The organism is Sphingobacterium sp. (assembly GCF_032065005.1).
Lineage (GTDB): Bacteria > Bacteroidota > Bacteroidia > Sphingobacteriales > Sphingobacteriaceae > Sphingobacterium.
On record NZ_DAMBMM010000004.1, the window covers coordinates 160087 to 186483 of the forward strand.

Consider the following 26397-nt stretch of genomic DNA (forward strand, 5'->3'; position numbering starts at 1 on the left):
GCAATTAATAAACTTGAATTTGTAGCCTATCCATTTTTAGAATCCATGCAATTTTGTATCATTGCATCATGAAAAACAGATGGTTTCTTTTCTTATGCCTTGGTATCTTGTACCTTATGCCTCTAGAATTGCTGGCGCAAAACACAATTATTAAGGACTTTACGGTAAAGGAAAACCTTTCGCAGAATGGAAAATTAGCGATAATTGCCATCGATACTGCTGAAAAAACAGACAATACGGTCAACGGCAATTATAATTTCACTATCAATGGTTTTTCGCAGGAACTGAAATTTACCGATGGTGTGGCTGTTACAAGCAATCCCATTGAATCTTCAACCTTTGTATTTTTTAAGCATAAATTCGCAGGGTCCGATTTAGGGAAGCTTTTTTTCCTACGAGTGACCGACAAAGGTATTACTCCATATAAAATCAGTGGGTTTCTACTGATCATTATCCCCTTATTGATCCTGTATATTGCCTATAAGTTCAAACGCTTCTTGATTACCCTGCTAATTCTAGCTGCTATTTATTTCTACCTGAACTATAGCAAAGGATTGGATGTTCGACAGTTGATCGAAAGCAGTATCATGGGATTGAAAGGCCTGCTCTAGAAAGGCATCCCTACCCCGAAATTATATTGGATAAAGCTATATCGGTCTGGCCAGTTGGTCTGATAATAATCCTGTTTGAATTTCTTGGCATTGAAGAAGTCCTTGATAACCCATTGATCCGAACCTGAAAACTGTGGGTCTTTCAGTTTAAGACCTGCATCTAAACGGATAATAAAATAATCTAGGTCGACACGAAGACCGAAACCAGTGCCCAGTGCAATTTGCGAAAGGAATTTATCCCCACGGAACTCCCCATTCGGATTGATAATATCTTCACGTATCCTCCAAACGTTTCCAGCATCTAAAAATGTGGCACCATTTAACTTGGCCCCAAAGAAATTGTTCAGCATGCGAAAACGAAATTCAGCATTGGTTTCCAACTTTATTTCACCAAGCTGATCGAGGTTTCTCAGGTTTACACGGAATTCAGGATTGATGGAAGAACGGTTATAGCCTCCTGGACCAAGCGTACGGGCTTGCCAAGCTCGGATACCATTCATACCCCCTGCAAAGAAACTCTTTTCAAAAATCATGTTCAGGGAAGAGTTGTTACCATAAGGAACCGCAACACCGGAGTTGACCCGAAATACAAACTGCTTATTGCCGCCCAGATGTCGGTACCAACGATAGTCTATTTCACCTTTCACATATTGCAGAAATGGCACCCCAAAGATCAACTTCTCTCCGTCTTGATTCTGCTTAAATTTCATGACATTCCCCAACACTCCTAACAGATTTCCACTGACATCGACCGCTCCCCTGAAATAACTGAAGTTTTCTTTGGTTGTTAATTTAGGTCCGTTGTAGGTATAGGCATACTGTGCACCTAGGCCAAAGTATTTTCGGTCATTGCTTCGAACATACAGGCCATAGCCCTGATCGATCAGACTCTGTTTAAATTCTTCGTTCAGCTGTCCGTGTCTATACTCGATAACCACCGGAGTCAGACTATGCATCTTATTGGTTGCCTCATACCAGATGTAGTTTAAGCTATTGATCCAATACCTGTTGGCATAGGTTTGATCCTGAAAGAACAATTGCAAACTAGATGAAAAGGTGGTTCTAGGCAAACCGTATCGACCCACGCTACGAACCCGGAAAGGGGTCAATAACCTAGGAAAGGACAGGTTAACCCCTACCTGAAAGTCATTGTTAAAGATCTTATCGGCCAAGCTACCCGGCAACCTGGAATCAAAAAGGACTCCATAGCGCATTTTGACCTCAATGGTTTCCGATCCCCCGAAGACATTTCGATGGGAGAAGGTATTACCCACGTTAAAACCGCTCATTCCAGAGCTGAAAGTAAATTCGCCTTCAATCTGGTTGCTCATGGCAGAACGTGGCACCACATTATAATGGACATCCAATTTATTGGAATCTTTTTGCTGGTAATTGATCTTTACCGATCGGAAACCATTCATTTCATATAAACGGTCGTAGGCCAATTCCTCATTCGCACTATTGAACTTTTGTCCTGTTCTCAGGAATGCATATCTGGATAATGGTCTAAGTTTAAAATTGCCGGTTTGATCGGTATAGAAAATCTTGGTCAGGCTGTCAAATTTACCCTCAGAATTCTTCTTTAATTCCGGATCGGCAGCTTCTACCGTAAAGTACACACTGTCAATATAATAAATCTTATGTTTAGTTGAATCCTCTCTATTGGACACCTGGATCAATAAATCAGCTTGATTATCCAAGTCAATGGTATCAATTCCAGCGCGCATATATTGCCTTAGGTAATCATAGTATCCCGATTCTCTCATATTGGTATATAAGCGCTCTCTTTCCAGATAAAGATCAGAAGCGTCATAACGTTTTCCTGATTTTAGGGGACTAATTGGGACGACCTTTTCTTGATAGATGGAATCTACTGCGGGATCCTCTACTGTCCTATCGATTTCCCGAATGGTATAGGGATTTCCCAGGTTCGCATTGAAGTTGATTTTTGCTTTCTTTTTATTGAATTCTATATGAGGTTCAACCTTGGCATTAAAATAACCTTTGGTTTGGAGAAAGCGTTGAATTTGGGTCGCCGATAGCTCGACTACCGCTGAGTCTAGGATTCTCGGAGCCTCACCGACATTTTTTATTTTTTCCGTTTTATATTGACCATCTCGGGTATTGAACATGTTATAGATGGTTAGATAGAGCGGAGAATTCGGACGGATTTCATTGGCCACATACATGCCTGCGGGTTCTTTCAATTCGGGAGTTACGCCATTTAGATCGACATCAGTGACGAGGTATTGATTGTCGTCGAGGTATTTCGCAGATCGACAGGACGCAATAATTAGCGACAAAAACGTTATACTTGCAAAAAATAATAAACTTCTTTTATTAGTCATTCATCCCATGTTGTCAAAAGCTCAAATCAGTCTAATTACTTCATTGCAGCATAAAAAATTTCGAACTCAGCATAACTTATTTGTGGTAGAGGGCATAAAATCCGTTTTGGAGTTTATACATTCCAGCTACAAGATAAGTAAAATATTTGCGACAGTAGATGCCGCTGCAAAATTGGGCAAAATACCGCAAAATATAAAACTTGAAGAGCTTAGTGAGGCAGAGTTTGGGAAAATAAGTGGCTTAAAGAATCCGCAAGGGGCTTTGGCTTTAGTGGAAATCCCTCATTTTAATCAATTACAGGTAAAGGATTTACAGGGCAGGCATAGTTTGATCTTGGATGATGTTCAAGATCCGGGCAATTTGGGAACCATCATCCGTACGGCGGAATGGTTCGGGATTGAAAACATTATCTGTTCAATAGGCACTGTAGATGCGTACAATCCGAAGGTCGTACAGGCAACCATGGGTTCACTTTCCCGTATTAAATTACACTATCTGGATCTGGAAGAGTTCATTCAGAAAAATAGCATGCCGGTTTTTGGAGCTTTATTGGACGGAGATTCTATTTATGGGACCAATTTTGGGAATGAAGGGTTTATCATGATGGGCAATGAGGGAAATGGAATTAGGGAAAGCTTGATCCCCAAAATTGATCAGGCAGTGACCATTCCACGGGTTGGCAAGGCTGAGTCATTAAATGTTGCAGTGGCGACAACAATATTTTGTTCAGAATTGACGCGACAAAATATGGAAAAGAAAAATGGATAATATAGAAAACGAAGATCAACCTTTATATACAATACAATTTGGACTGCTCTGTTTGAGCTCGCTCCTATTCTCTGCGAGTTTCAACATGATCATTCCAGAGTTACCCAACTTCCTGTCCTCTTTGGGAGGTGCAGCCCACAAGGGCCTGATCATTGCTCTTTTCACGCTTACAGCTGGGATTTCAAGGCCATTTAGTGGCAGATTGACGGACAAATGGGGCCGAGTACCTGTGATGGCCATAGGGTCTACCATCTGTGTCATCTGTGGTTTTTTATACCCTATCCTGAGCAGTGTTGCTGGATTCTTTCTCCTTCGCTTAGTCCATGGTTTCTCCACTGGATTTAAGCCCACGGCCACCTCGGCATATATCGCAGATATTATCCCATCGACGCGTTGGGGTGAGGCATTGGGGATGCATGGACTATGTTTCAGCATCGGTGGTGCCGTTGGACCGGCGATCGGAAGTTATATTGCCCTAAAGTATGATCTGAATACCATGTTCTATAGCTCTTCAGCTTTTGCATTCCTTTCCATCATTATCGTGATGAACATGAAGGAAACCCTGAAAGATAAAAATAGATTCTCGCCTAAGATGCTCAAGATTTCCCGCCGTGATATTATTGAAGTGCGTGTTATTCCTGCAGCAATCGTTACGCTACTCTCCTACTCGGCTTATGGTGTGATTTTGACTTTGATTCCGGATTGGAGCGAACATTTAGGCATAGTAAATAAGGGGCTGTTTTTCACGGCCTATACCTTGGCATCCATAGGGATTCGATTTGTTTCGGGGAAAGTGGCCGATCGCTACGGTAGGATCAGTGTGATGAAAGTAGGGCTGGTTGTGGTCGCTATCTCTCTTTTGTATCTCGGTTTTGGAAATAGCATTGCTCAATTGGTGATCGGTGCCTGCCTGTACGGGATAGGTACGGGTATTTTTTCGCCAGCAGTCAATGCCTGGACCATTGATCTTTCGCTGCCACAATATCGTGGAAAAGCCATGGCGACCATGTATATCGCTCTGGAAGCTGGTATTGGAGGTGGCGCATTATTTGCTGGATATATCTATCACGATGAAATCCTTAGGATTCCGTATATTTTCTATGGGAATGCCCTGATCATTTTGCTGGCATATTTTTATGTGATTTACTGGAATTCAAAAAACAAAAAAACTAATAACCTGTTATAGCATTCGTATGGAAAATAAACAAACCAAAAGACCGTATTCCTTTGAGCTTGCATCGAGCTTGATGGCCTTGGTTCTTATCATTGCCGTCATGTACTTTACCCAGGGTGTTCTATTACCGCTCATTTTTTCAATCCTGATTTCAATTTCCCTTTATCCATTGGCAAGATTATTTGAAAGAATCCGCCTTGGAAAGGCCTTTTCAGCAATCTTGGCTGTCATTGTTGCCATAGCAATTATCTCGGGTTTATCGTGGTTTATTGTTTATGAGAGTATCTTGATCGGTAAGGATGCATCAGCGATCACGGACAAAGTGATGTCTGTATTAGAGGGTGGGCAGAAGTGGCTGGAAAGTCAATTCGGCATTGAAAGGACTGAAGTGATGGAAAAATTGCGCGAGCAGGGTGAAAAAGCCATGGAGAATGCCGGAGGTATGGTATCCAGTACATTTGGCTCGATTGGGAATATCCTGGCCAGTGCCATCTTGGTTCCATTATTGAGCTTTTTCCTATTGTATTACCGTGATTTCTTTCGCGAATTTTTCTTTAAAGCTTTTAAAACAACTCCTCAGAGTAAAGTCAATGAGGTGTTGAACAAAATATACGATGTGGTTCAGAGTTATTTGGTTGGGCTGATTACCGTCATGGGAATTGTTGCTGTACTGAATACGGTGGGGCTCATGGCGATGGGAATTGACTATGCTTGGTTTTTCGGCTCATTGGCCTCCCTGCTGATGTTGCTTCCTTATATAGGTATTGCCATTGGATCGATCTTGCCTGCATTATTTGCATTGGCCACAAAAGATAGTGCTCTATACGCGTTGGGCGTGGTGGCATGGTTTCAAGTGGTGCAATTTCTGGAGGGTAACATCATTACACCAAATATTGTGGGTTCCAAGGTCAGCATCAATCCATTGATGGCAATCATCGGAATCCTATTGGGCGGGATGTTATTTGGATTGGCCGGTTTGATCATTGCGCTGCCTTTTATCGCAACGTTGAAGGTTATTTTTGATGCAAACCCAAATATGGAAGCATTCGGTTTCTTGATTGGTGAGCCAGAGAAACTCCATCTCAAGCGGAATTCGACTCAAGAACTGCTGATGAAATGGGGAATTGTCCGGATGCCTAAGACCAAGAAAAAAATTGAAGTTGATGTCAATGTCACGGTAGATGGTCCAGAGGAAACTCCGCATTCTGAAATGACCTATAAAGAGATCAATGAATCTGAAGAGCTCCCTTATGAAGAGCTTCCGCAAGATAAATTCAAGAAGAAAGACGAAGAGTAAGTTTTTCGGACTTAAGACAAAAGACATAAGGCGAACTTTATGTCTTTTGTATTTTTATACCTCCTGCTGAATGTTGAAGCCGAGCTTCCGCATGGCAGAGATCTCGACACTGTACACTCCAAATTCTTCCATAACCCTTCCGTGGAGTTCATAAAAGCCGCTTCCCTGGAAAGGGTATTGACGGAGTACGGGTGGAAAATGCACGGTATCCAACCAGTCTCCCTCCACATCAAGGAATGTCCCGAAACACATCCGTTCTTTTTTAATGGTTCGGGTTTCTTTCAAGGTCACCAATCGGCCTATGATCTTGATCTGTTGGCCAAGGAGATTAGGCAACTGATTGACCAAGACGGACCCTTTCAGATGCTCCTTATTCAACAGCTCAAAGAAGTCACCCACGACAAAGCCCAAGAGATCGAGTTCATCACGCAGGTCATCCATCCTGTTCTTTTCAAATTCAGGCAAGGAAAACTTGATTTCCTCCGTTTGGAAAAGTGTTACGGGATCATCTTTCTCTGTCCGTTTATTCCTGAAGTTTGCTTCCCATAGCAAGGTTTTCTTATCCAAGCCCGTGAACCGCAATGCTCCGATCCGGATCAGGATATTGAGCTGTTCGGGAGCCGGATGCAATCGCTGCAGGACATCATTCAAGCTCTTGTAAGGCCCGTTTCGCTGTCTTTCCTCCACGATCTGATTGGCAAACTCCTGTTCCAGACCTTGCAAGTGGATAAAACCGACATAGACCTGTTGCTCGGTAATATTGGTAAGATGGTCGCTGTTGTTTAAGCATGGAAGTTGGATGATACCGCCATTCCTCCGTAATTCATGGAAATAGAATTCCGTGCGATAAAAGCCGCCGAAATTATTGATAACGGCGACATAAAATTCACAGGGATAATACGTTTTGAGGTAAAGGCTCTGATAACTTTCCACAGCAAAGGAGGCTGAGTGCCCTTTGGCAAAGGAATAACCACCAAAGCTCTCCATCTGCCGCCATACCTCAGTGGTGACGGATTCATCATAGCCTTGTTCCCTACAGTTTGAAAAGAATTTCGCACGCATCAGTTCAAACTTATTTTCAGAACGGTACTTTCCGCTCATGGCCCGTCTCAGGATATCGGCCTCCTCCAAGGATATCCCGCCGAAATGATGGGCAACCTTGATCACATCTTCCTGATAGACCATCACACCGAAGGTCTCTTCGAGGAGTTCCTTCATTTTAGGGTGCAGGTATTCGATTTTATCGCGATCATGATAGCGTTCGATATACTGTTTCATCATGCCCGATTGAGCGACTCCTGGCCGAATGATCGAACTGGCCGCCACAAGGGTAAGGTAGTCTGAACATTTCAGTTTGCCCAAAAGCTGCCGCATAGCTGGGCTCTCGATATAAAAACAGCCAATGGTATCTGCCTTGCGGATCATTTCTGCAAGCTTGGGATCTTCAAAGAAGCGTTCTACCTGATGAATGTCGACATGCTTACCTTTATTTTTCTGTACCAACCCTAGGGCGTCTTTGATATGCCCCAATCCACGCTGACTCAGGATATCAAATTTAAAGAGCCCTATCCTGTCGGCCTCGAACATATCCATATGAAGGGTCCGAAATCCCTTTGGTGGCAATTCCAATACGCCATATTCATTCAATGGTTTTTCACTGATCAGCACTCCGCCGGCATGGACGCTGATGTTGCTAGGAAAATCAACCAACAGGGCTCCATATTTCTGGATCCACCGTTGGATTTTATCCTCAGCACTCCATTCTCGCTTATGCACCAGTTCATCGATCTCCTCTTTAGGCAGGCCAAATACCTTTCCCAGTTCCCTCACAATGGCCCTACGCTGAAAAGTATTGTACATTCCCAGTAAAGAGACATGCTGACGACCATAGCGCATAAACAGGTACTCAAAAATGGCATCACGATCTTTCCAGCTAAAGTCAATATCAAAGTCTGGCGGAGAAGTCCGGTTGGGATTTAAAAACCGTTCAAAATATAGATCTAGCTTGATGGGATCTACATCGGTAATGCGCAGGCAATAGGCAACGACCGAGTTGGCACCACTCCCCCGCCCCACATGATAGAACCCTTGCTCATTGGCATACCGCAACATATCCCAGACAATCAAAAAATAGGAATTGAATTCAGATTGCTTGATAATGGCAAGTTCCTTTTCCACCCGCTCCATGGCCTTTCTGTTCTTGCTGCCATATCGGATCTTGCAGCCTTCAATAGCCAACTTTCTTAACAGTTCATGGTCATCATCCATGCTCGCGGTGAAGTGTTTCTTGTTTTTATCGACATGGAAAGTCATTTCAATCGAACAGCTCTTGATCACTTCCATGGTCTTGCTGATAACAGATGGGAACTTTGCATAGGCAGAGACCAAGCTTTCTTCATCCATCAAGGTCTCATTTGGCCTGGCATAATCCTCTTTGACCAATTTCGACAGTAGCGTATTCTTAGCAATTGCCCTTAAGATCCGATGCAGGTCATAGTAAGTCTTATCTTGATAGGTCACAGGTTGCAGCACGACCAAGCAATCAGCTTGAAGTGCTTCTTGCCAGCTCAATTTATTGAGATCCTCTTTCCTTAATCCAATGAGTTCATTTGACCTTAGCTCTTCGATCTCAGGATGATTCTCAAAAGTATAGATGACCCAAAGATCATCGGATTCAAAAGGTGGCTTTTTGGGGAAATCCAACTTCCTCTGTTTATAAAAGGAAAGGAAACTCTGGATGACGTATAAACCGGCATTGTTTTTCGCCAAAAGGATATAACATAATTCGTTTTCATTGCGAATTTCGACCCCTACAATAGGTTTGACGTTTGCTTCCTGACATTTGAGCACAAAATCCCAACAATCTGCCGTACTGTTGATATTTGTCAAAGCCATGGCCTTAATCCCTAAAGACTGCGCACTTTCTACCAAATCCTTTGTAGGAAAGGTTCCATAATGAAAACTAAACCAGGTCTTGCAATTCAAAAACATTTTACAAGATTAAGGTTTTTTTAATTCATTTTACTAAAAATATTAGCAAAAATACTTACAAAAAAGCTGAGCTATTGTAGCCCAGCTAAATCTATTATTACTAATTATATACTAAATGGTCAATCAGCTATTATGGAGATTAATCTTCCCAGGTCCAGTTTAGCTTCATGGAAACCGCTAAGTGGTCAGACAGGGCTTCCCCATCAGCGCTCGTGAAATGCTGGATCTCGACCTGATAGTCCATTGGCTGAAATTTCAGGTGTTCGCTATTTCTAAAGAAAATCTTATCTAAACTCTCCGTATCGTTGTTGAGGCTCAACATATGCTGCGCAATAAACTTGGGAATAACCTCTGGAAAAACACCTTTACGTAGAAATTGTACCCAACCATCAGAAAGCCCCGTGGTCAAAAGGAATTCATGCAAATTGTCTCTTTTATAAGCATAATGGGCATTAAAATCACCCATGACGATTAAAGGTCTACCTGCAGAATTATCGTTGATATAAGTCGCCAACTGTCTAAAGTTTTCCCTTCTTGCCCGAGCAGCGCGAGCAACATCGCTTGAGTTTGCATGCACATTATAAACATCGACAGTGACTTGATTGGCCAGTTGGATCTGTGCAAAACTAAACCCTTTCACTGTCCAACAGTCAGGACCACTGCAATGGCGCCATGGAATCCTTCTGTATTCAATGATAGGATACTTGGACAAGGTATTCAGACCATCGCCAATTGGAATCTTCCCTTTGGTCTGCGTACGATAAGGATGTAAGTTCTTGGAATAAAAAGAAGTATTATAGTTAAAATCTTCTTGGACATTGACAATATCATAAGGCTCAACTTTTTCACCGATTTCAGCAATACTGAATTTCCGAGGGAGCTTTGCAGCCGAGATCCCTTGGGGTAACCCTGCGATATTATAGGTCAGCAATGATATTTTCCCTTGTAAAAAACGTTCTGAAGAGGATTCTTCTTGGGGGATAGCTACGGAAATCAGCTTTCCCTTTAAGCTCTTGAAAACAAATAGTAAAACTATAATTACCGCTGCGAGTATAAAAAGTATGGTCATCTATTAACTTATATGAAATAAAAGTATCTTCTTCAAATTATCTAAATGGGAATTCTACATTAAGTTTTTGTTACTCACCACCATGAAAACCTTCTAATTGATCAATGACCTTAGATTTCTTATCAGAAGTCATTAAGGAATCGTTCAATTCCCATTCCAATTTTAATGAGATAGCACAATGATCAGAAAGAGGTTCGCCCGTATCCGTACTGAAAAGCTCATGTTGCACTTGGTAATTTTTTGGTTTGAATATCAACTGTTTGCTATTGCGAAAATAAATCTTGTCGATGCTCTCGCAGTCGTCTGTTACGGACAAAGCATGCTGTGCAATAAAGTTATCTTCATGCTCGGGCAGCCGGCCTTGGTTTCGAAGAAAAACCCAGGTATCGACTAAGTCCATCTCTTTTTGGAAGGTCCGCACATTATCTTCAGCAAAGGCATAATGTGCATTGAAATCTCCCATGATCAACAAAGGTTGTCCTGCAGATTTTTCTTTTATGTAGTTCGCGAACTGCTCTAGGTTTTTCTTTCTTGCAACGACCGCAGACCTATTGTCCTGGGCTGTGGCATGTATGTTATAGACATCCAGGAACACATCCTTGGCAATCTCTAATCGGGCATAACTGAAGCCCTTAGGTGTCAAGCAATCACTGCCGCTACAGTCATTCCAGGAAATTCGTTCGGAGTCTTTAATAGGGTATTTGGAAAGGGTACTCAAACCATCCCCGAAAGGAACGGCTCCCATGCTTACGGTTCGAAATAGATGCAGGTTGGAAGCATACAATTCAAAATTGTAATTGAAATCTTCTTGAACATTGACAATGTCAAAGCGGTTGATCCGCTCACCAATGGTCCGGATACTGGCCGCCCTTGGAGTTTCGGCACTGGAAATCAGTTGCGGAAGTCCTGCAATATTATAGGTCAATAGCGATAATTCTCCCGAAGATCTATGTTCCAGTTCAGGATAGTTCAGCAAAGGCATTGCTTTGGAGCCATTGCTTCGCTTGTAACTGAACATAAAAACAAGGGAGAAAATAATCGACATCAGTACTATAAACCTGAAATGCCACGCTTTACTTTTCTGAGGATAAGGAAGGTTGATCAGCATATCTATCAATCGTAATTCCTATAGCAAAACTACCGTACACGGTTAAATCTAATCTTAAGGCAAGATTAAAGGTTTGTTGATTTGATATTTAGGATTTATTAAGACTTCATCATTCCTAAACATTTCATTCACAATAGCATAACACCGAATTAGCAATAAAGAAACACTGAGCCTATACTTTTACCCGATAGACAATTTGAATTCTAAATGAAGAAAGTTGCTTTTTTTTCTGAGATTCTCATAGAAGATTTTGACGGGGCCTCAAGGACCATGTTTCAGATCATAAACCGAATCGATCACACGGCTTTTTCTTACCTTTTCATTTATGGAAAAGGTCCTGAAAACTTCAAGATGCATCAATCTTATCAAGTCCCGACCTTCCGTATTCCGATCAATGATGATTATTCATTGGCAGTTCCCCAATTATCAAAATGGAAACTGGAAGAAGCCTTGGATAATTTTGCTCCGGACGTGATACATATCGCAACTCCCTCCCTTTTAGGGTTCTTTGCCATGAAATATGCAAGGAAAAGGAACATCCCGATCCTGAGTATCTATCACACCCACTTTATCTCTTATATCGCTTATTATCTCCGCAATCTATCTTCTTTGATCAGGCCTGCAGAATATTGGATGCGCAAAGCTATGCTCCGCTTCTACAACAGTTGCCATAAGATTTATGTGCCCGCCAATAATATCATGGATGAACTTAAGGAAATTGGGATACAATCCGATCGTTTGACTTTATGGCAAAGGGGTATCGACCTGAGATTGTTTAACCCTGAGAAAGCTGACCGTGCCTATATCCGGAATATCACAAAAAACGACAAGCCCAATATTTTGTTTGCGAGCCGCTTGGTCTGGGAGAAAAACGTGCAAACCTTAATCGACGTTTATCAGCATCTCAAAAAATCAAAATTTGAATATAACTTAATTATCGCAGGCGATGGAGCTGCAAGGGAAGAAGCAGAAATGCTGATGCCTACAGCTCATTTCTTGGGAAAATTAGACCATACTGAACTATCAAAACTATATGCTTCTTCTGATGTGTTCCTATTCACCTCTACTTCGGAAACTTATGGAAACGTGGTCATAGAAGCCATGGCATCCGGTCTTCCCTGTGTCATTGCCAATGGTGGAGGGAGTTCCAGCTTAATTGAACATGGGAGAAATGGTTACAAATGTGTGCCCAACAATGCCTTGGAATACATGTATTTCATCCATAAGATCCTGAGCGACCCCCAAATAAAAAATGAATTCCAACAGGCTGGACTGAATTATGTAAGAAAATTGGATTGGGGAGAGCTGGCACAAACTTATTTTGATGACATCCATGAGTTAGCTTCCGAACCCATAAACGGTATTGCATGGGCAGGAAACTAAGGATCAGCAAAAAAACGGTCAAAACTGGGCTTATCCTCATCATACTTGGTTTTATAGCTGTCTATATCCTCAACACCGATTTCTCAGCTATAAAAAAGGAATTGCTAACAATTGGATATAGATTCATCTATATCCTTGGGGTTACTTTCTTGGCTTATTTTTTTGGCACCTGGTCTTGGTATGTCTGCCTGGCTGAGGACCGCAAGAAAATCAGTTTGATGAAGATGTTTGCGGTTCGTCAAATTGGCGAAACCGTCGGTCAGTATAATCCAACGAGCATAGTCGGAGGCGATTTACTGAAAGCTGAAATGCTCAAACCTTATGGAATCTCCACCGAAGTAGCTTTAAGTTCTGTTGCGACGTCCAGGATCACAGTGGTACTTTCACAGATCCTCTTGTTCCTGATTGCCTGCCTATGGCTGAGTGGCATGGAAGCTGGGCAAGCTGCATTGAAGAGCATAGGAGTTGCTTTCTATGTCTTTATTTCATTCTTGATCCTGTTGAACTTAGTTTTTTTCTATTGGCTCATCTTTAGCAGATCCTCTTCAAAACCTGAGAACAGTGAAGATATCGATGGTTTTTGGAAAAAACTCAGATCAAAGGTCTTACAATTGATATTCAATATCCGAAAGTCCTATCGGTTTAACCCAAGGTTATTTTGGTACTCTTACCTCTTGGCTGGTATCCATTGGATTATCGGCAGCTTGGAATTCTATCTCATCCTTCTTTTTTTAGGCTTTGATGTAGAGCCTATGCATGGTTTGCTGCTGGATATGGGCGTCATTGTATTTAAAAGTGCGGGAGCCTTTGTTCCCGGACAATTGGGAGTGGAAGAGCTTGGAAACAAGATGATGCTGCAGATCATAGGCATCAGTGCCTCTAGTATCTGGATATCGGCCTCCATCCTTCGCCGCGCAAGACAGCTTTTCTGGATAGCTGTCGGGTTTATTTTATACCTATTTGTCAAAAAGGACAGTACACAATCATCTACGCTGAAAAATGGAAATATTATTTGTTAGTCATAAATATCCACCTGCAACAGGAGGAATGGAAAAACAAAGTTTTGAACTGATCAACGCCCTTAGCAAGCATCCACAGGTTCAGGTCCATATGCTGGTTTACCGAAAAGGGGAAGAGAGCCTGTTGAAGTTTTTCTGGAACCTCAATAGCAATATCCTAAGGACATTGGAACTCCATCCCAATATTCAACTGATCCATTTTAATGACGGACTCATTGCATCGCTTGCGCTCTTTCATTCCGGCTATAAACATTTGAAAAGAGTGGTTACCTTGCATGGGCTGGATGTGGTGTTCCCTTTGAGATACTTTCAGAAGAGAATCCTGCCACGTTTCAATGAATATGACCACATCATTACCGTTAGCTCAGCCACTGCAAAAGCTGCCATCCGTCGTGGCATTTCCGAAGATAAAATAACCGTCATCAAAAATGGCGTTGACCATGATATTGCCAAATCTAGACCGGTTCCATTGGAGCAGATCAAACATTATTACCCACAGATTGATCTCAACAAGAAATACATGGTTACCCTGGGCCGTCCCGTTAAACGAAAAGGCTTCGCTTGGTTATTGAGGGAAGTTGTCCCTCAAATGCCTTCCGACTTTCAGCTGCTGATGATTGGCCCTTTCAATCAAAAAGCTAGTTTTACGGAAAAAATCCTTCGTATACTTCCTAAAAAAACATATCACTTGGTTACTCTTTTTTTGGGATACCCTTCAGATGAAAGCGAGATCCGAAAGCTTTTGCAAGACCCCATCGTCAACTCTCGGGTAAAACATCTTGGCAAGGTTCCTTTTCTGCATCTTCAATCGCTTTTAGGGCATGCATCGGCTTTTTTGATGCCCAACATTCAGGTATCTGGTGATATGGAAGGTTTTGGATTGGTCTGCTTAGAAGCTTCATTGGCTGGCACCCTGGTCCTTGCTTCTTCTCTGGAAGGAATAACCGACGCTATTCAACATCAGAAAAATGGGATCCTTCTGCCTTCCAATGATTCAGACCGCTGGATCGACCAATTAAATGCAGTCCTAGATAATACAGAAGGATATCAGGCCTTGGCAAAATCGTATCAAACCTTTACTTTAGAGCACTACGGTTGGGAAATCATGGCTTCATCTTATCTGCAGACCTTTCGACAGTTGACCTATAAGAAATCTTCCTTAAAGCTGCTGCAATCCAAGGAATGTTAAAAATGGGGGCTCCGATCCTTTGTATTAATTTCTTTTAAGGATATCGCCCGTTTGATTGCCTCATCGCCATATCGAGCTCGCATGGCATCCATGGCTTGGTATAAGCGCACAGCCTCTTCAGTGTCTTCAAATAGATTGATCTGTTGTGATCCCTGTACCAGATGGCTGAACCGAACCCCGATCAACCGAACCAGCATCCGGCGGTCGTAGAGCTTAGCAAAAAGTTCTTTGACCTTCTTCAGCAATACGGTATCAGAGGCGGTATAGGAAATCACCATCTGTTTACTGACGGTATCAAAATTGGCATACCTCAATTTCACCGTAACACAACCGGTCAATCGTTCCTGCTTGCGCAATTGAAAAGTCAACCGTTCTGTCATCCGGATCAATTCACTGTTCAGGAACTGCATGTTGATGGTATCTTGCACAAAGGTTTCTTCCGTCCCGATGCTCTTTTGTTCAGAATAGGGAATAATGGGTGAAGGATCAATGCCATTGGCTTTTCTGGAAAGGTCAATCCCGTTTTTCCCTAAAAGGTTATGCATCATTGGAAGGGGGATCTCACTCAATATCTTGATCGTTTTGACGCCCATCTGCAGCAGGAGCATGCTGGTCTTATCCCCTATCCCCGGCATCCGTTGGATTTTCAGAGGAGCCAGGTAATCTTTTTCTAGGCCATGCAATATCTCCTTGCGTCCATCGGGTTTCGCATCATCGGTCGCCACTTTGCTGATCAGCTTATTGGATGCTAAAGCATAACTAATTGGCAGACCACTCTCCTTTTGGATCTTCCCTTTCAGCTCTATCATAAACTGGCTACAACCGAAAAAACGGTCAACTCCGGTCAGATCCACATAAAACTCATCCACACTCGCCTTTTCCATTACCGGAACAGTCTCCCGAACCACATCGGTCACCACCCTCGAATAATAGCTATAACTGTCCATATCGCCCCGTACCACAATAGCATGCGGACATAAACGCAAAGCCAGTTTCATCGGCATCGCACTATGGACTCCAAATTTCCGGGTCTCATAACTGCAGGCCGAAACTACCGCACGGTCACTCATCCCTCCCACAATCAAAGGTTTACCAATGAACTTACTGTTCTTCAGACGTTCTACGCTTACAAAAAACGTATCCAAGTCCAAATGAGCCACAAAACGCTTATTATCAACCAAATTCATAGTAATTCCGAATATGAAACAACTCAAAATTACTAAAAATATTAGTAAAATAAACTTTTATTTATTTATTCAACCGTTCGATTTCTTTCAATAAAAGCGGGAAAGCGGGATAGGCCATTCCATGATCATACCCATCCAATTCTAATAATTTAACTTGAGTGTGGCCTACTATCTTAAACATCCTGGCCAAGTAGGCATTCTCTTCATATCGACCGACCATCTCAAGCTCCCGGTCCCCTGTGATCAAGGTCATCGGCACATCGTTTTTCCGGACCCAAAAGAGAGGTGCAAATTCATCAACAACAGGCTGATTAATATGGATCCCTTTTTCGGCACGGGCCGTAAAATGACTGATGCATTGAGCACTGAAGGGAACTACAGCAAATAGATCGTCCGCATTGATACCTTCATCAGCTAAATAGCGGGAATTTAATGCAAGCATCAGGTTCAAATACCCTCCAGCAGAATGGCCGGAAAGAACAATCTTTTTGTTGCTGCCACCAAATTCGGCAATATGATCGAAAGTCCAGTGAACCGCTTTTGCAGCATCCTTGATGATATCTTCAACCTTGACATTGGGCGACAGTCGATAACCGACCCCAACTACAGCAACACCTTTTTCTTTCAGGTAAGCCGGGATCTCTTTTCTTCCTTCCGTCAATCCACCACCGTGGAACCACACGATGGTAGCAAAATCTTTCTTATCCTTCGGGTAGTACACATCCACTTGACAGCGTTCCTTGCTATACGGATCCGCATTGGAAGGCACATAAGAAATATTCTCCTTTAAGCCATAATTTGCACTTTGGGCAAAAAGAAAATTCAGGAAGGAACAAAATAACAAGAGGGTCAAAAGTCTTTTCATCTGATAGGGTTTTGATAGATTGTAGAATAATCCTAAAAATAAGACAAATAAAATGAATTTTGTATTTTTACGAGGTTTGCGGAAATCAATCCTGTAAACCCATCAAAATCTTACGAAAATTTCATGAGTGACGAAATCAACGATATAGAAGAGAATAACGACTCAAACCCAAATCAAGACCAACAAAGCAATACCATCCCCTTGTCGGGACTATATGAAAATTGGTTTCTGGATTACGCTTCTTATGTCATATTGGACCGCGCGGTACCTCATATCAATGATGGTTTCAAGCCCGTTCAACGTCGTATCCTCCATTCCCTGAAGGAAATGGACGATGGACGGTACAATAAAGCGGCAAATGTCATCGGTAATACCATGAAGTACCACCCACATGGGGATGCTTCCATTGGGGATGCGATGGTTCAAATAGGACAAAAAGATTTACTGATCGATTGTCAGGGTAACTGGGGAGATCCGATTACCGGAGACTCTGCTGCAGCCCCTCGTTATATCGAAGGCCGACTGTCTAAGTTTGCCAATGAAGTGGTCTTCAATCCTGATACCACCGATTGGCAATTGAGTTATGATGGGCGGAATAAAGAACCGATCACCCTACCTGTTAAATTTCCATTGTTATTGGCTCAAGGAGCAGAAGGAATTGCCGTAGGTTTGGCGACCAAGATCATGCCGCATAACTTTATTGAGCTGATCGATGGATCCATCCAAGTTTTAAAAGGTGAAAGACCGGCAATCTATCCGGACTTCCCAACTGGAGGGATGGCCGATGTAACGGGATATAATGAAGGACAGCGTGGTGGAAAAATCCGTGTCCGCGCGAAGATCGAGGAGCGGGACAAGAAAACATTGGCCATCACCGAAATCCCATTCGGCACTACAACCGGCTCATTGATCGATAGTATCGTTTCGGCCAATGAAAAGGGAAAAATCAAGATCAAGAAAATTGAGGACAATACCGCTGAGTTCGTTGAGATCATTGTGCATCTTGCCCCTGGTATTTCTCCAGATGTAACCATTGATGCATTGTATGCTTTCACCGGCTGCGAAACTTCCATTTCACCAAATACCTGTGTGATCAAGAACAACAAGCCTCATTTTATGAGCGTCAATGATATCTTGATCGAAAATACGAAGCAGACCAAGAACTTGTTGAAACAAGAACTTGAAATCAGGCTGCATGAACTCCAGGAAAAGATTTTCTTTAGCTCCTTGCTGAAGATATTTATCCAAGAAGGCATGTATAAGCATTCTGATTATGAAAATGCTGGCGATTTCGACACCGTGGTAGCCGTGTTGAACCAATTATTTGAGCCATTCTTTGATCAGTTCTACCGTACGATCACACCTGAAGATTTCAAGAGGTTGATCGACAAGCCCATGAGTAGCATCACGCGCTTTGACGTCAAAAAGGCAGATGAGCAAATGAAAGCCCTTGAGGATGAAATCAAAGAGGTTAAAAAGAACTTAAGAAATCTTACAGAATACACCATTAAGTGGTTTGAATATATCCGTGGAAAATACAGTAAAGGAAGAGAAAGGAAGACTGAACTTCGTGTATTTGATAAGGTAGAAGCAACCCAGGTTGCCCTAGCCAATGCAAAACTTTATGTGAACCGCGAAGAAGGATTTATTGGAACCAATATGCGTAAGGATGAATTGGTTTCGGATTGTTCGGATATCGATGATATCATCGTTTTCCGCGCAGACGGTAAATATTCTGTTGTCAAAGTACAGGACAAGGTGTTCGTGGGTAAAGATATTATCCATGTTGCAGTCTTCAAAAAAGGCGATGACCGGACCGTATATAACGCCATTTATAAAGATGGGGCTACCGGTACCAGTTACATCAAGCGGTTCTCCGTGACAGCAGTCACAAGGGATAAGGATTATGATATAGGTAAAGCTAGTAAAGGCACTAAGATCCTTTACTTCACAGCCAATCCAAATGGAGAAGCCGAAATCGTAAATATCCAGCTCAAACCTCATTCAAAACTGCGTAAGCTGAACTTTGATATGGATTTTGCTGAGATCGCAATCAAGGGACGTGCTTCCCAAGGAAACATTGTCAGCAAATACCCCGTTAAAAAGGTTGCCTTTAAAAGCGCAGGGGTGTCAACTCTTGCCGGAAGAAAGATCTGGTATGACGATATCCTAAAACGCTTGAATGCCGATAATCGAGGTAAGTTCTTGGGCGAATTCGATGGTGATGACAAAATCTTAATGGTTGTCAACGATGGAACTTATGAGTTGAGCAACTTTGACCTGAACAATCACTTCGACGAGAAAATGATCCGTCTGGAGAAATTCATTCCTGAACAAATCTATACGGCCATCCATCAGGACAGTAAATCTGGAACCTACTTTGTCAAGAGATTCAACTTTGATGATAATCCAGTAGGAAAACGAGTTCGTTTCATTCCTGAGGAAAGCAAATTGGTTCTGTTGACCAACAATGATACTCCAGTCGTTTCCTTGGATATCCTGAAAGGAAAATCTCAGACCCACGAACATCTAGAACAGGAATTAAATGAAATCGTAGATGTAAAAGGAATGAAAGCGCAAGGTAATAGGTTATCTTTCCATACGGTACAAAAGATTAAGCTTCTTTCTGAAGAGAAAGACCTTTCAACCTTACAAGAAACTGAGGTAGGTGAGATTGCAGTAACTGAAACACCGAATGTGGTTGAGAAGGAGGTCAAGGCTGAAAAAACAACAGTAGAACCAGAAAAGCCTAAAGAAACAAAATCTGCTGAACCAGACGATATCCCTTTTGAAATCACCAACCCTGATGATATCCAAATCGACACCAATGGGCAGCTGGGATTGTTTGGAGGCAACGAAGAAGAAGAAAATTAAGATAAAAGGGGACTTGGTCCCCTTTTTTATTTATGAATTACAAAATTTTTGGCCATCTCGTAATCGCAATATTTACTATTTTGGAAACAATGAAAAAAGGAGCCATAGTATCCTATGAACTCCTTTAAAAAAACAAGTAGTAATTATGTGATATTTATGATATCCAGTAAAAAAATTTAGAATAAGCTGAGGCTGAATTCCATGCTAATCCCTGATAATATTTAGCAAATTCATTCTCAGATTGCACAGGAATATAACAGGAAAGCCCAGAAAAAGAATTAATTGCTGTTCCTAAAAATTGAGGGGTTGCAACCTTAAAGAGGACAGTTCGATCGATTTGACTCTTAATCATGGCTACATGTTCCTTCGAATAATTTTTCTCGCAGAAATCCAAAAGATCAAATGCAGGTACGGTAGAAACCATATTCGGATCAAGATCCAACCTCTGCACATCATTCCTGGAAACTTGCCTATATTTTCCAGTTTGGATAACACTTTCCATGGTCTTAGCCAAATTGGCCATCTCTTTCATATTTATTAAGGAATAACTAGCTGAACGGAACAATTCCTTCTGGTTATTGTAAAAATCAAAGTAAAGCTGTGCTGCTTTTACGAGTCCTTTTTCCACATTCTTATCAAAAAAATGTCCAATGATCTTGTCATATGGCAGACCAACACTGATGACCTCTGTTGGGGAAGCTAATACATAGGGAACAATATCTTTTAATTCATACAGAACCTCCACAGAACCCATGGAGCAGGCATCAAAAATCAAATATTCTAAATTCCTTGGCAAAGCTCTTTTTAGGTCCATTACATCCATGGTCTCCCCATTATCGTCTCCAAATGATTTGACTTTTGCCATTTTCGAGTTCCCAGGATACCAATTGGTAGCATGGGACCATAGTATGGCCGCATAACTTTCTGCCTTTCCGAGTTGCTCCATATCTTCAAATATCATTCTCATGATATTTGGATCGGAGGAATTGTGTTCAGGATAATCTTTTAAAACCTTACTGACAATCTGTGGGGTATCATCATGAACGATTTCGTAAATCTTGGGATTTTGGCCAAAGACCTTGGCATAAACCAATAATTTCCCTCCAAAATCTGCATAGCCTGCCTCCATCTGATTGATATTTGCGTAAGCTTCCGGTGCTAAGTTGTTGTTTGCTGACATATAGACCATAACAGTCTTGGAAACTATTTTCCTTCCTTCAAGGTCCGTTTTGCTACATGAGGCGAATAAAACACTAATTAACAGGACAAATCCTATTGTTATACTATCCTGAAAACATTTTCTCCTGTTGTTCATTTTTTCAATCAATCTAACTCTTTTAACAAATAAATTAATACGGGAAAGTGATCGGAATAACCATTCTGGAATAGATTCCCAGAAAAGGTCCTTAGGGGATAACCTTTGTACCGACCGTCCTTTGTGATTAGATAATCGGGATTATAGATTTCAGATTTCCAGAATTTTAAACTGCTCCGATCATCTCCCAATAATGGCTCTGAAATAATAATCTGATCAAAAAGGCTCCATTTGGCAAGATATCCCAATGTTCCAATACCTTGTGTATAATGCTTATACATAGTATTGTACAACTCCCCAGGCCTTACATTTTCACTATGCCGTTTTGCCCCTAAAACCTCCTTTACGCTGATATCAACAGGATCGTCATTGAGGTCACCCATGATGATGATCTTTGCATTAGGTTTTTTCTGGTAAATGGAATCCACTGCGTTTCTGACTATACCAGCAGCATGCTCGCGCAATTCAGAGGATTTAGAACCAAACCTGGAAGGCCAATGATTAATGAATACGTGGACCATCTCGTTGGCAATTACTCCCTTGACCATTAAAATATCGCGCGTAACATAATCCGGCTTACTTTTCAGATGGTAAGGTAATATCTGGGCATGAACTAAACGAAAAAGCTTGGGATTGTAGAGCATCGCCACATCGATTCCTCGACGGTCTGGAGATTCGTAATGCACAACTTCATAACCATTTTCTTTAATAGCACTCTGTTTGATGAGGTCATTTATTACCCTCCTGTTCTCAATTTCAGATAGTCCAATAATTACAGGCCCAGATTTACCATATTTCCTTCCTATACTGCTCAACACAGAGGCAATTTTCTCCTGCTTCTTCCAGTATTTGTCCTCGGTCCAATTCATCCCGCCTTTTGGTGTAAATTCCTCATCTTGGATACTAGTATCCCTTTGTGTATCAAATAAGTTTTCCACGTTATAGAATGCAATGGGATATACAGAATATTTCCTGTGCTGACTGATGCTGTTCAACCATATTGCTGCAAAAAGAAATAACAGAAGGTATTTTTTATTTTGAATATTAAACATGCCTGCTATTTCAATTGAGGAATAATGATTTCTTGCTTGCCGCCTTTTCCTGAATCCGCTCCTACCAATTCAATATTATCTAATCTAAAACCAATTTTGTTGTTAGCAGAGTTGGAAACAAACTCAATCCTTAGATTATTGGCTGGCGGAATCTTAGGGATACTGATTGTAAACCACTTATTGTTGTCCCCTGCAGCATTCGATATGGGCTTACTTGGGACAGGCATCAATTGTCCATTGACCTTGACCTGGATTTGGTTAAGGTCTGCTGACGCCGATGCATCAAACAGGTTTGCTGTCAGTTGATAGCTTAAGGTCACTTCGCCTTTTCCTTGGGAATTGATTCCGGAAATCTCCACCGTAGCATCTCTATTGGCTGGCAGCCAGATGTGGGCACCATTTCCTCCCGATATACTTCTAACATCGGCAATACTCGCATCTTCTTTATATTGAACCGGGGGCTTCATATCAAAATCTTTAAAATCATTGATTTTTGGGCGATTCCCCGAAGGATAGGTTCCCTGTCCAAAGGTTTCTTTGAAAAAACTGCCGGCAGTAGGTTTGACTTCTTCCGGATCTTCCCCATCAAAATTCAGAACATCGGCCTTTGTCCGCAACAATAGCTGCCAGGTACCATTGAACCTTCCTAATATCCCAATAAGGCTACCTGTCCCCCTAGGCAACAGATCCTGGGAAAAATTCGAATAATTACTTGTCCGAACTACCAGGACTTTCCCATCCTGATCCCTTATTTCCTCATTGCTGGTGGCATTTTTTTCCGAAAAGGTCCTTTTTCCGCCATTGACAAAACGTATGTCCCTAACTTCCACGATTTGATGGACCAGATCGTCCGTCAATTTATCAAATGATATTACTTTATATTTTACATTTGCTGGGTTTGGCCATGAATTCATCTTGACCTTCTCCTGAAAACTCTGCCAGGAAATCCTATTGGCATTGGTCGTCCCCAAACCTATCTGCAATTCACCACCATACTTTAATATATATAAGTCCTTAAGGTTCACATAAACCTCCTGACCTACCTGATAGGTCACATAGACCGAATTTTGTTCAACACCTAAATAAATGCCTGCCGTCCCATCCTGAACATAGATTTGCTTGTAGATGTTGCCAGATTCATCATTTGCAGTCACAATCCCTTTAATGATTAATTCCTCCTCCAAAAATACCGGATCCTTAATGTCCTTATATCGCTCCTTTAACTGTTTTATACTGATGTTATCCGGCTTACCCTTATAGACCGGTTCAATCAAAGGTGGTGGGGTATACTCGCGTTCACATGCCAGGAAAAGCATGCTGAACAAGAAAAAATAGATTAACCTAATATTTTTCATCTAATAACTTTATTAAAACCTATAACTTGTATTAAAAAACACATTGAAACCCTGCATATAGAAATATCGAGAATTGAACCTATCTGGATATACTAAATCCAACCTGCCCTGTTCATAACCGCCAGTCCCAACATTCTTTTGGTTCAGCAAGTTCATAATTGACAGATTAAAGTTCAAGGCACGTCGGTTCCGAAGGTAGATCAACTTCCCAACCGAGGCATCCAAGGTAAAATTTCCCCTTAGCCTCTCTTGGCTTGTCAATTTCCTATATGATTCATAACTATCTTGATAGGGGTTCACCGTGGAATATACGGAAGCCATTCTCCTCAAAGCAGCAGAGGACATGTAGTTCCAGCTGACAAGATTCCCACTCATCTCCAGGAACCAGTAATCGTAGAAATACCTGGCAGCAAAGATTCCTGCTGCCTGTGGCGTTCCAGAGACAAAGAGGTTCTTCATGTAAACTTTCTCCTCCAAATTCACCATAAGGCCATTTTCTGAGTTCATGGTCCCCATGGGATTGTTGCTGTAATAATATTCAGCTAGGGTACCAATAAAATCGAAATTCCAGTTTTGGTTCAGACTGTAGGTTACACTTGCCTCAATTCCTCGATGTTTCCGATCAACTCCACTTAGGTTGTGAAAGACAAAGGTCCGCTGGGAATCATGGTAATAATTCATCCGTTCCAAATGATCATAGAAATTAGTCTGGAAGAGTGACAGCCGCCCAGATAGATGCGGCAAGGAAAAAACATAATTGATATCATTATGGAGGATCCTGCTACTAGATAGTCCTTTAACGACTCGGTCTGTAACCCGCGGCATCACATATGATCGATCGGGAGCTGGTGGCTCCGTGATATAGGCAGAATTGGCAGAAAGGAAATTCCGGCCATCAAACTTATAGGTTAGGCCAGCTTTTACCGTAAAATCCACAAAGTCATATTTAGGACCTTTCCCATACGAATGGTCAGGGAACCGGCCGTTCCTCATATTTCCAACCCGACGAAAATCGGTATAGCTGATTTTTGTACCGTAATAAAACTCTAAATTTCTGGATTGAAAACCATTGCTTAACCATGCATTCACAGCCTGAATATCTATATCGTAATCATAGCCGAAAATATCGCCCTCATAAACCTTTCGGTTAGGAAAAAGAAGGTCATTTTGCTTGACATTTTCATTACCCGGATTCTCCCGTTCGGCAAACTTGTCTAGATCTACGACATGGTCGGCTCCCAGCAGATCATCTATGGTCTTATACTGGTAAGATCTCGTCTTCCTAGCCTCAATACCTGCTGTTAGATTAAAATTGTTTTGGTAAAGCTTATTGAATGTTAGGTTCACTGTCCCTTCCATCAGGTCAGAATGCCTGCGTTCCAAAGTATACAAAGCAGCACCGTTCGTTTTTCTAATATTCTCTGGATTCAGATTCTGACGGTACATTTCTTCCCAGTTCAACTGGGTGACCTTAGGATCCCTAGATTTCCAAAGCTGTGTATACTGTTCGATAGTTCTCATGTCAAGTCTGGGTGTAAACCTTGAAAAATTGGAGGGCAAATATCGGTAGTAATCAGGTCGTGGATCCATGGCGTTATACCAGTTCAATGCCGAATTACTGTATCGCCCATAGTGTAAAATACCTCCAGAAGTCAAGCTGCTCCTGTCATCAATTTTCCAGCGATGGGAAATGACTATGGTCGGATCATAGGCATGGACCATTCTTGAATTACGGATCTTGCCATTTTGATAGCCCCAATTTGGATTGTAAAGGTTATCTCCTACCAAGTCATATACCTCTTGAAAAGAAGATCCTTGCTGACCTCGGACCACTGGTGAACCGAAGCTGAGCACAGAAAGTGAATGATTGCCGCCCTGCCATTGTTTTTCTATCGACAATGCATAAGACAGGTTTCTATAAGATGTCCCTGGAATAAATCCCTTATCCGAAAACCTACCGCCAATAGCTCCCGTAAATGCCCAACCTTTTTCATTCAGCCCAGTTGAATAACTGAACATGGAGCGTGCATAATAGTTCCTATTAGTATAGGACAGCGTGAGCTTCCCCCCCTTTGCATAGGAGCTTGCTCGCATATTGATATTTTCAGAACCTCCAATGGTTCCGAATGTGTATGTTCCTATTTGATTGTAGTTGACCACATCCCCATTTCGGGTCAGGTCATTTAATGCTCCGATTGAAGCATAATTAAAAACACGGCGGTATTGGTCGTTCGCCAAAATACCGTTGATATAGATCTGTTCGTAATGTGGGTCGTATCCTCGAACCCTAAAACGGTAAGGAAAGAGTTTAAACCCAACCTTATTCAGGTAAAGGTCATTGGAAAGAATAACAGATGCCTGAATATCTTGTGAACTCATGTCCCCTTCCGAGGAAATGATATCATCATCTATTACACCCAGAACGGTCTGCACATCGATCTGATTTTCAGCAACCAATTCTATATCCTCTAACCGCATGAAACTAGAATCCTTTATTTCAAATTCCATTTCATAATTTCTAAATCCAGCTGACTGAATGATTAATTTTTCAGGTCCGGATTTCAAGTTGACAAAGACAAACTCCCCTTCCTCATTGCTGCTGCTGTTCATCTTGTTCTGTTCTAGGTAAACCGAAACACCCACCAATGGGATCTTCGTTCGGCTGTGGACCACCTTACCTGATAGTTGAATTCCTTCCTGTCCCAACACGGCCACACAAAAGCAAGTCAACAAAAAGATTATGGAAAAAATCCTTTGCATATTCTTTAATATTCGAAAGGTTTCATCAAAC

General features: G+C 41.8%; 18 protein-coding genes. 8 read left to right on the top strand and 10 right to left on the bottom strand.

Annotated features, from left to right (window positions below; genetic code table 11):
- Positions 1 to 68 precede the first annotated feature (68 nt).
- On the top strand, positions 69 to 611 hold the full coding sequence (locus RT138_RS08160) for a hypothetical protein (RefSeq protein WP_185210538.1): 543 nt from the start codon (positions 69 to 71) through the stop codon (positions 609 to 611).
- On the opposite strand, the gene RT138_RS08165 is transcribed toward RT138_RS08160, so the two are convergent.
- Positions 608 to 2914, bottom strand: coding sequence for a BamA/TamA family outer membrane protein (locus tag RT138_RS08165; RefSeq protein ID WP_313190268.1), 2307 nt, complete (start codon positions 2912 to 2914; stop codon positions 608 to 610). The genes RT138_RS08160 and RT138_RS08165 overlap by 4 nt on opposite strands.
- A 52-nt stretch (positions 2915 to 2966) precedes the next feature.
- Between RT138_RS08165 and RT138_RS08170 the strand changes: the two genes are divergently transcribed.
- The 3 genes from RT138_RS08170 to RT138_RS08180 are packed head-to-tail and all read left to right on the top strand — an operon-like array spanning position 2967 to position 6199.
- Entirely contained in the window at positions 2967 to 3728 is a 762-nt protein-coding gene (locus RT138_RS08170; RefSeq protein ID WP_313190269.1) for an RNA methyltransferase, read from the top strand.
- Positions 3721 to 4914 carry an MFS transporter gene (locus RT138_RS08175; RefSeq protein ID WP_313190270.1) on the top strand — a complete coding sequence of 398 codons (1194 nt, stop codon included), beginning with the start codon at positions 3721 to 3723 and terminating at the stop codon, positions 4912 to 4914. Before RT138_RS08170 ends, RT138_RS08175 begins: the two co-directional genes overlap by 8 nt.
- A gap of 7 nt (positions 4915 to 4921) precedes the next feature.
- Positions 4922 to 6199, top strand: coding sequence for an AI-2E family transporter (locus tag RT138_RS08180; protein ID WP_313190271.1), 1278 nt, complete (start codon positions 4922 to 4924; stop codon positions 6197 to 6199).
- A gap of 54 nt (positions 6200 to 6253) precedes the next feature.
- Here RT138_RS08180 and RT138_RS08185 read toward each other — a convergent pair whose 3' ends face one another.
- The 3 genes from RT138_RS08185 to RT138_RS08195 form a co-directional block, all read right to left on the bottom strand.
- Complete coding sequence (locus RT138_RS08185; RefSeq protein WP_313190272.1) at positions 6254 to 9190, bottom strand: DNA polymerase III subunit alpha; 2937 nt, start codon at positions 9188 to 9190, stop codon at positions 6254 to 6256.
- Positions 9191 to 9329: 139 nt separating this feature from the next.
- On the bottom strand, positions 9330 to 10259 hold the full coding sequence (locus RT138_RS08190; protein WP_313190273.1) for an endonuclease/exonuclease/phosphatase family protein: 930 nt from the start codon (positions 10257 to 10259) through the stop codon (positions 9330 to 9332).
- A 70-nt stretch (positions 10260 to 10329) separates the two neighbouring features.
- Positions 10330 to 11367, bottom strand: coding sequence for an endonuclease/exonuclease/phosphatase family protein (locus RT138_RS08195; RefSeq protein ID WP_313190274.1), 1038 nt, complete (start codon positions 11365 to 11367; stop codon positions 10330 to 10332).
- Between the two features lie 207 nt (positions 11368 to 11574).
- On the opposite strand from RT138_RS08195, the gene RT138_RS08200 reads away from it, so the two are divergent.
- From RT138_RS08200 to RT138_RS08210, 3 genes are read left to right on the top strand one after another with little or no spacing between them, the layout of a single operon-like run.
- Positions 11575 to 12750 carry a glycosyltransferase family 1 protein gene (locus tag RT138_RS08200; protein WP_313190275.1) on the top strand — a complete coding sequence of 392 codons (1176 nt, stop codon included), beginning with the start codon at positions 11575 to 11577 and terminating at the stop codon, positions 12748 to 12750.
- Positions 12735 to 13769 (top strand): lysylphosphatidylglycerol synthase transmembrane domain-containing protein, encoded by a 1035-nt coding sequence (locus RT138_RS08205; RefSeq protein ID WP_313190276.1) that lies wholly within the window; start codon positions 12735 to 12737, stop codon positions 13767 to 13769. Before RT138_RS08200 ends, RT138_RS08205 begins: the two co-directional genes overlap by 16 nt.
- Positions 13750 to 14958 carry a glycosyltransferase family 4 protein gene (locus RT138_RS08210; protein WP_313190277.1) on the top strand — a complete coding sequence of 403 codons (1209 nt, stop codon included), beginning with the start codon at positions 13750 to 13752 and terminating at the stop codon, positions 14956 to 14958. The genes RT138_RS08205 and RT138_RS08210 overlap by 20 nt, the downstream gene beginning before the upstream one ends.
- On the opposite strand, the gene dinB is transcribed toward RT138_RS08210, so the two are convergent.
- A complete protein-coding gene (gene dinB / locus RT138_RS08215) occupies positions 14955 to 16145 on the bottom strand; it encodes a DNA polymerase IV (protein WP_313190278.1) in 1191 nt (396 codons plus the stop codon). The genes RT138_RS08210 and dinB overlap by 4 nt on opposite strands.
- Positions 16146 to 16206: 61 nt before the next feature.
- Positions 16207 to 17010, bottom strand: coding sequence for an alpha/beta hydrolase (locus RT138_RS08220; RefSeq protein WP_313190279.1), 804 nt, complete (start codon positions 17008 to 17010; stop codon positions 16207 to 16209).
- A gap of 123 nt (positions 17011 to 17133) precedes the next feature.
- Here RT138_RS08220 and RT138_RS08225 point away from each other — a divergent pair, with 123 nt between their 5' ends.
- A complete protein-coding gene (locus tag RT138_RS08225) occupies positions 17134 to 19884 on the top strand; it encodes a DNA gyrase/topoisomerase IV subunit A (RefSeq protein ID WP_313190280.1) in 2751 nt (916 codons plus the stop codon).
- Positions 19885 to 20038: 154 nt separating this feature from the next.
- Here the strand turns inward: RT138_RS08225 and RT138_RS08230 are convergent, their stop codons facing one another.
- The 4 genes from RT138_RS08230 to RT138_RS08245 all read right to left on the bottom strand — a co-directional run bounded on the left by RT138_RS08230 (position 20039) and on the right by RT138_RS08245 (position 26366).
- Positions 20039 to 21064 (bottom strand): clostripain-related cysteine peptidase, encoded by a 1026-nt coding sequence (locus tag RT138_RS08230; RefSeq protein ID WP_313190281.1) that lies wholly within the window; start codon positions 21062 to 21064, stop codon positions 20039 to 20041.
- 143 nt (positions 21065 to 21207) lie between these two features.
- On the bottom strand, positions 21208 to 22251 hold the full coding sequence (locus tag RT138_RS08235; RefSeq protein ID WP_313190282.1) for an endonuclease/exonuclease/phosphatase family protein: 1044 nt from the start codon (positions 22249 to 22251) through the stop codon (positions 21208 to 21210).
- Between the two features lie 5 nt (positions 22252 to 22256).
- Positions 22257 to 23606 carry a DUF5689 domain-containing protein gene (locus RT138_RS08240; RefSeq protein WP_313190283.1) on the bottom strand — a complete coding sequence of 450 codons (1350 nt, stop codon included), beginning with the start codon at positions 23604 to 23606 and terminating at the stop codon, positions 22257 to 22259.
- A 12-nt stretch (positions 23607 to 23618) separates the two neighbouring features.
- Positions 23619 to 26366 (bottom strand): carboxypeptidase-like regulatory domain-containing protein, encoded by a 2748-nt coding sequence (locus RT138_RS08245; protein ID WP_313190284.1) that lies wholly within the window; start codon positions 26364 to 26366, stop codon positions 23619 to 23621.
- Between the last annotated feature and the right edge of the window lie 31 nt (positions 26367 to 26397).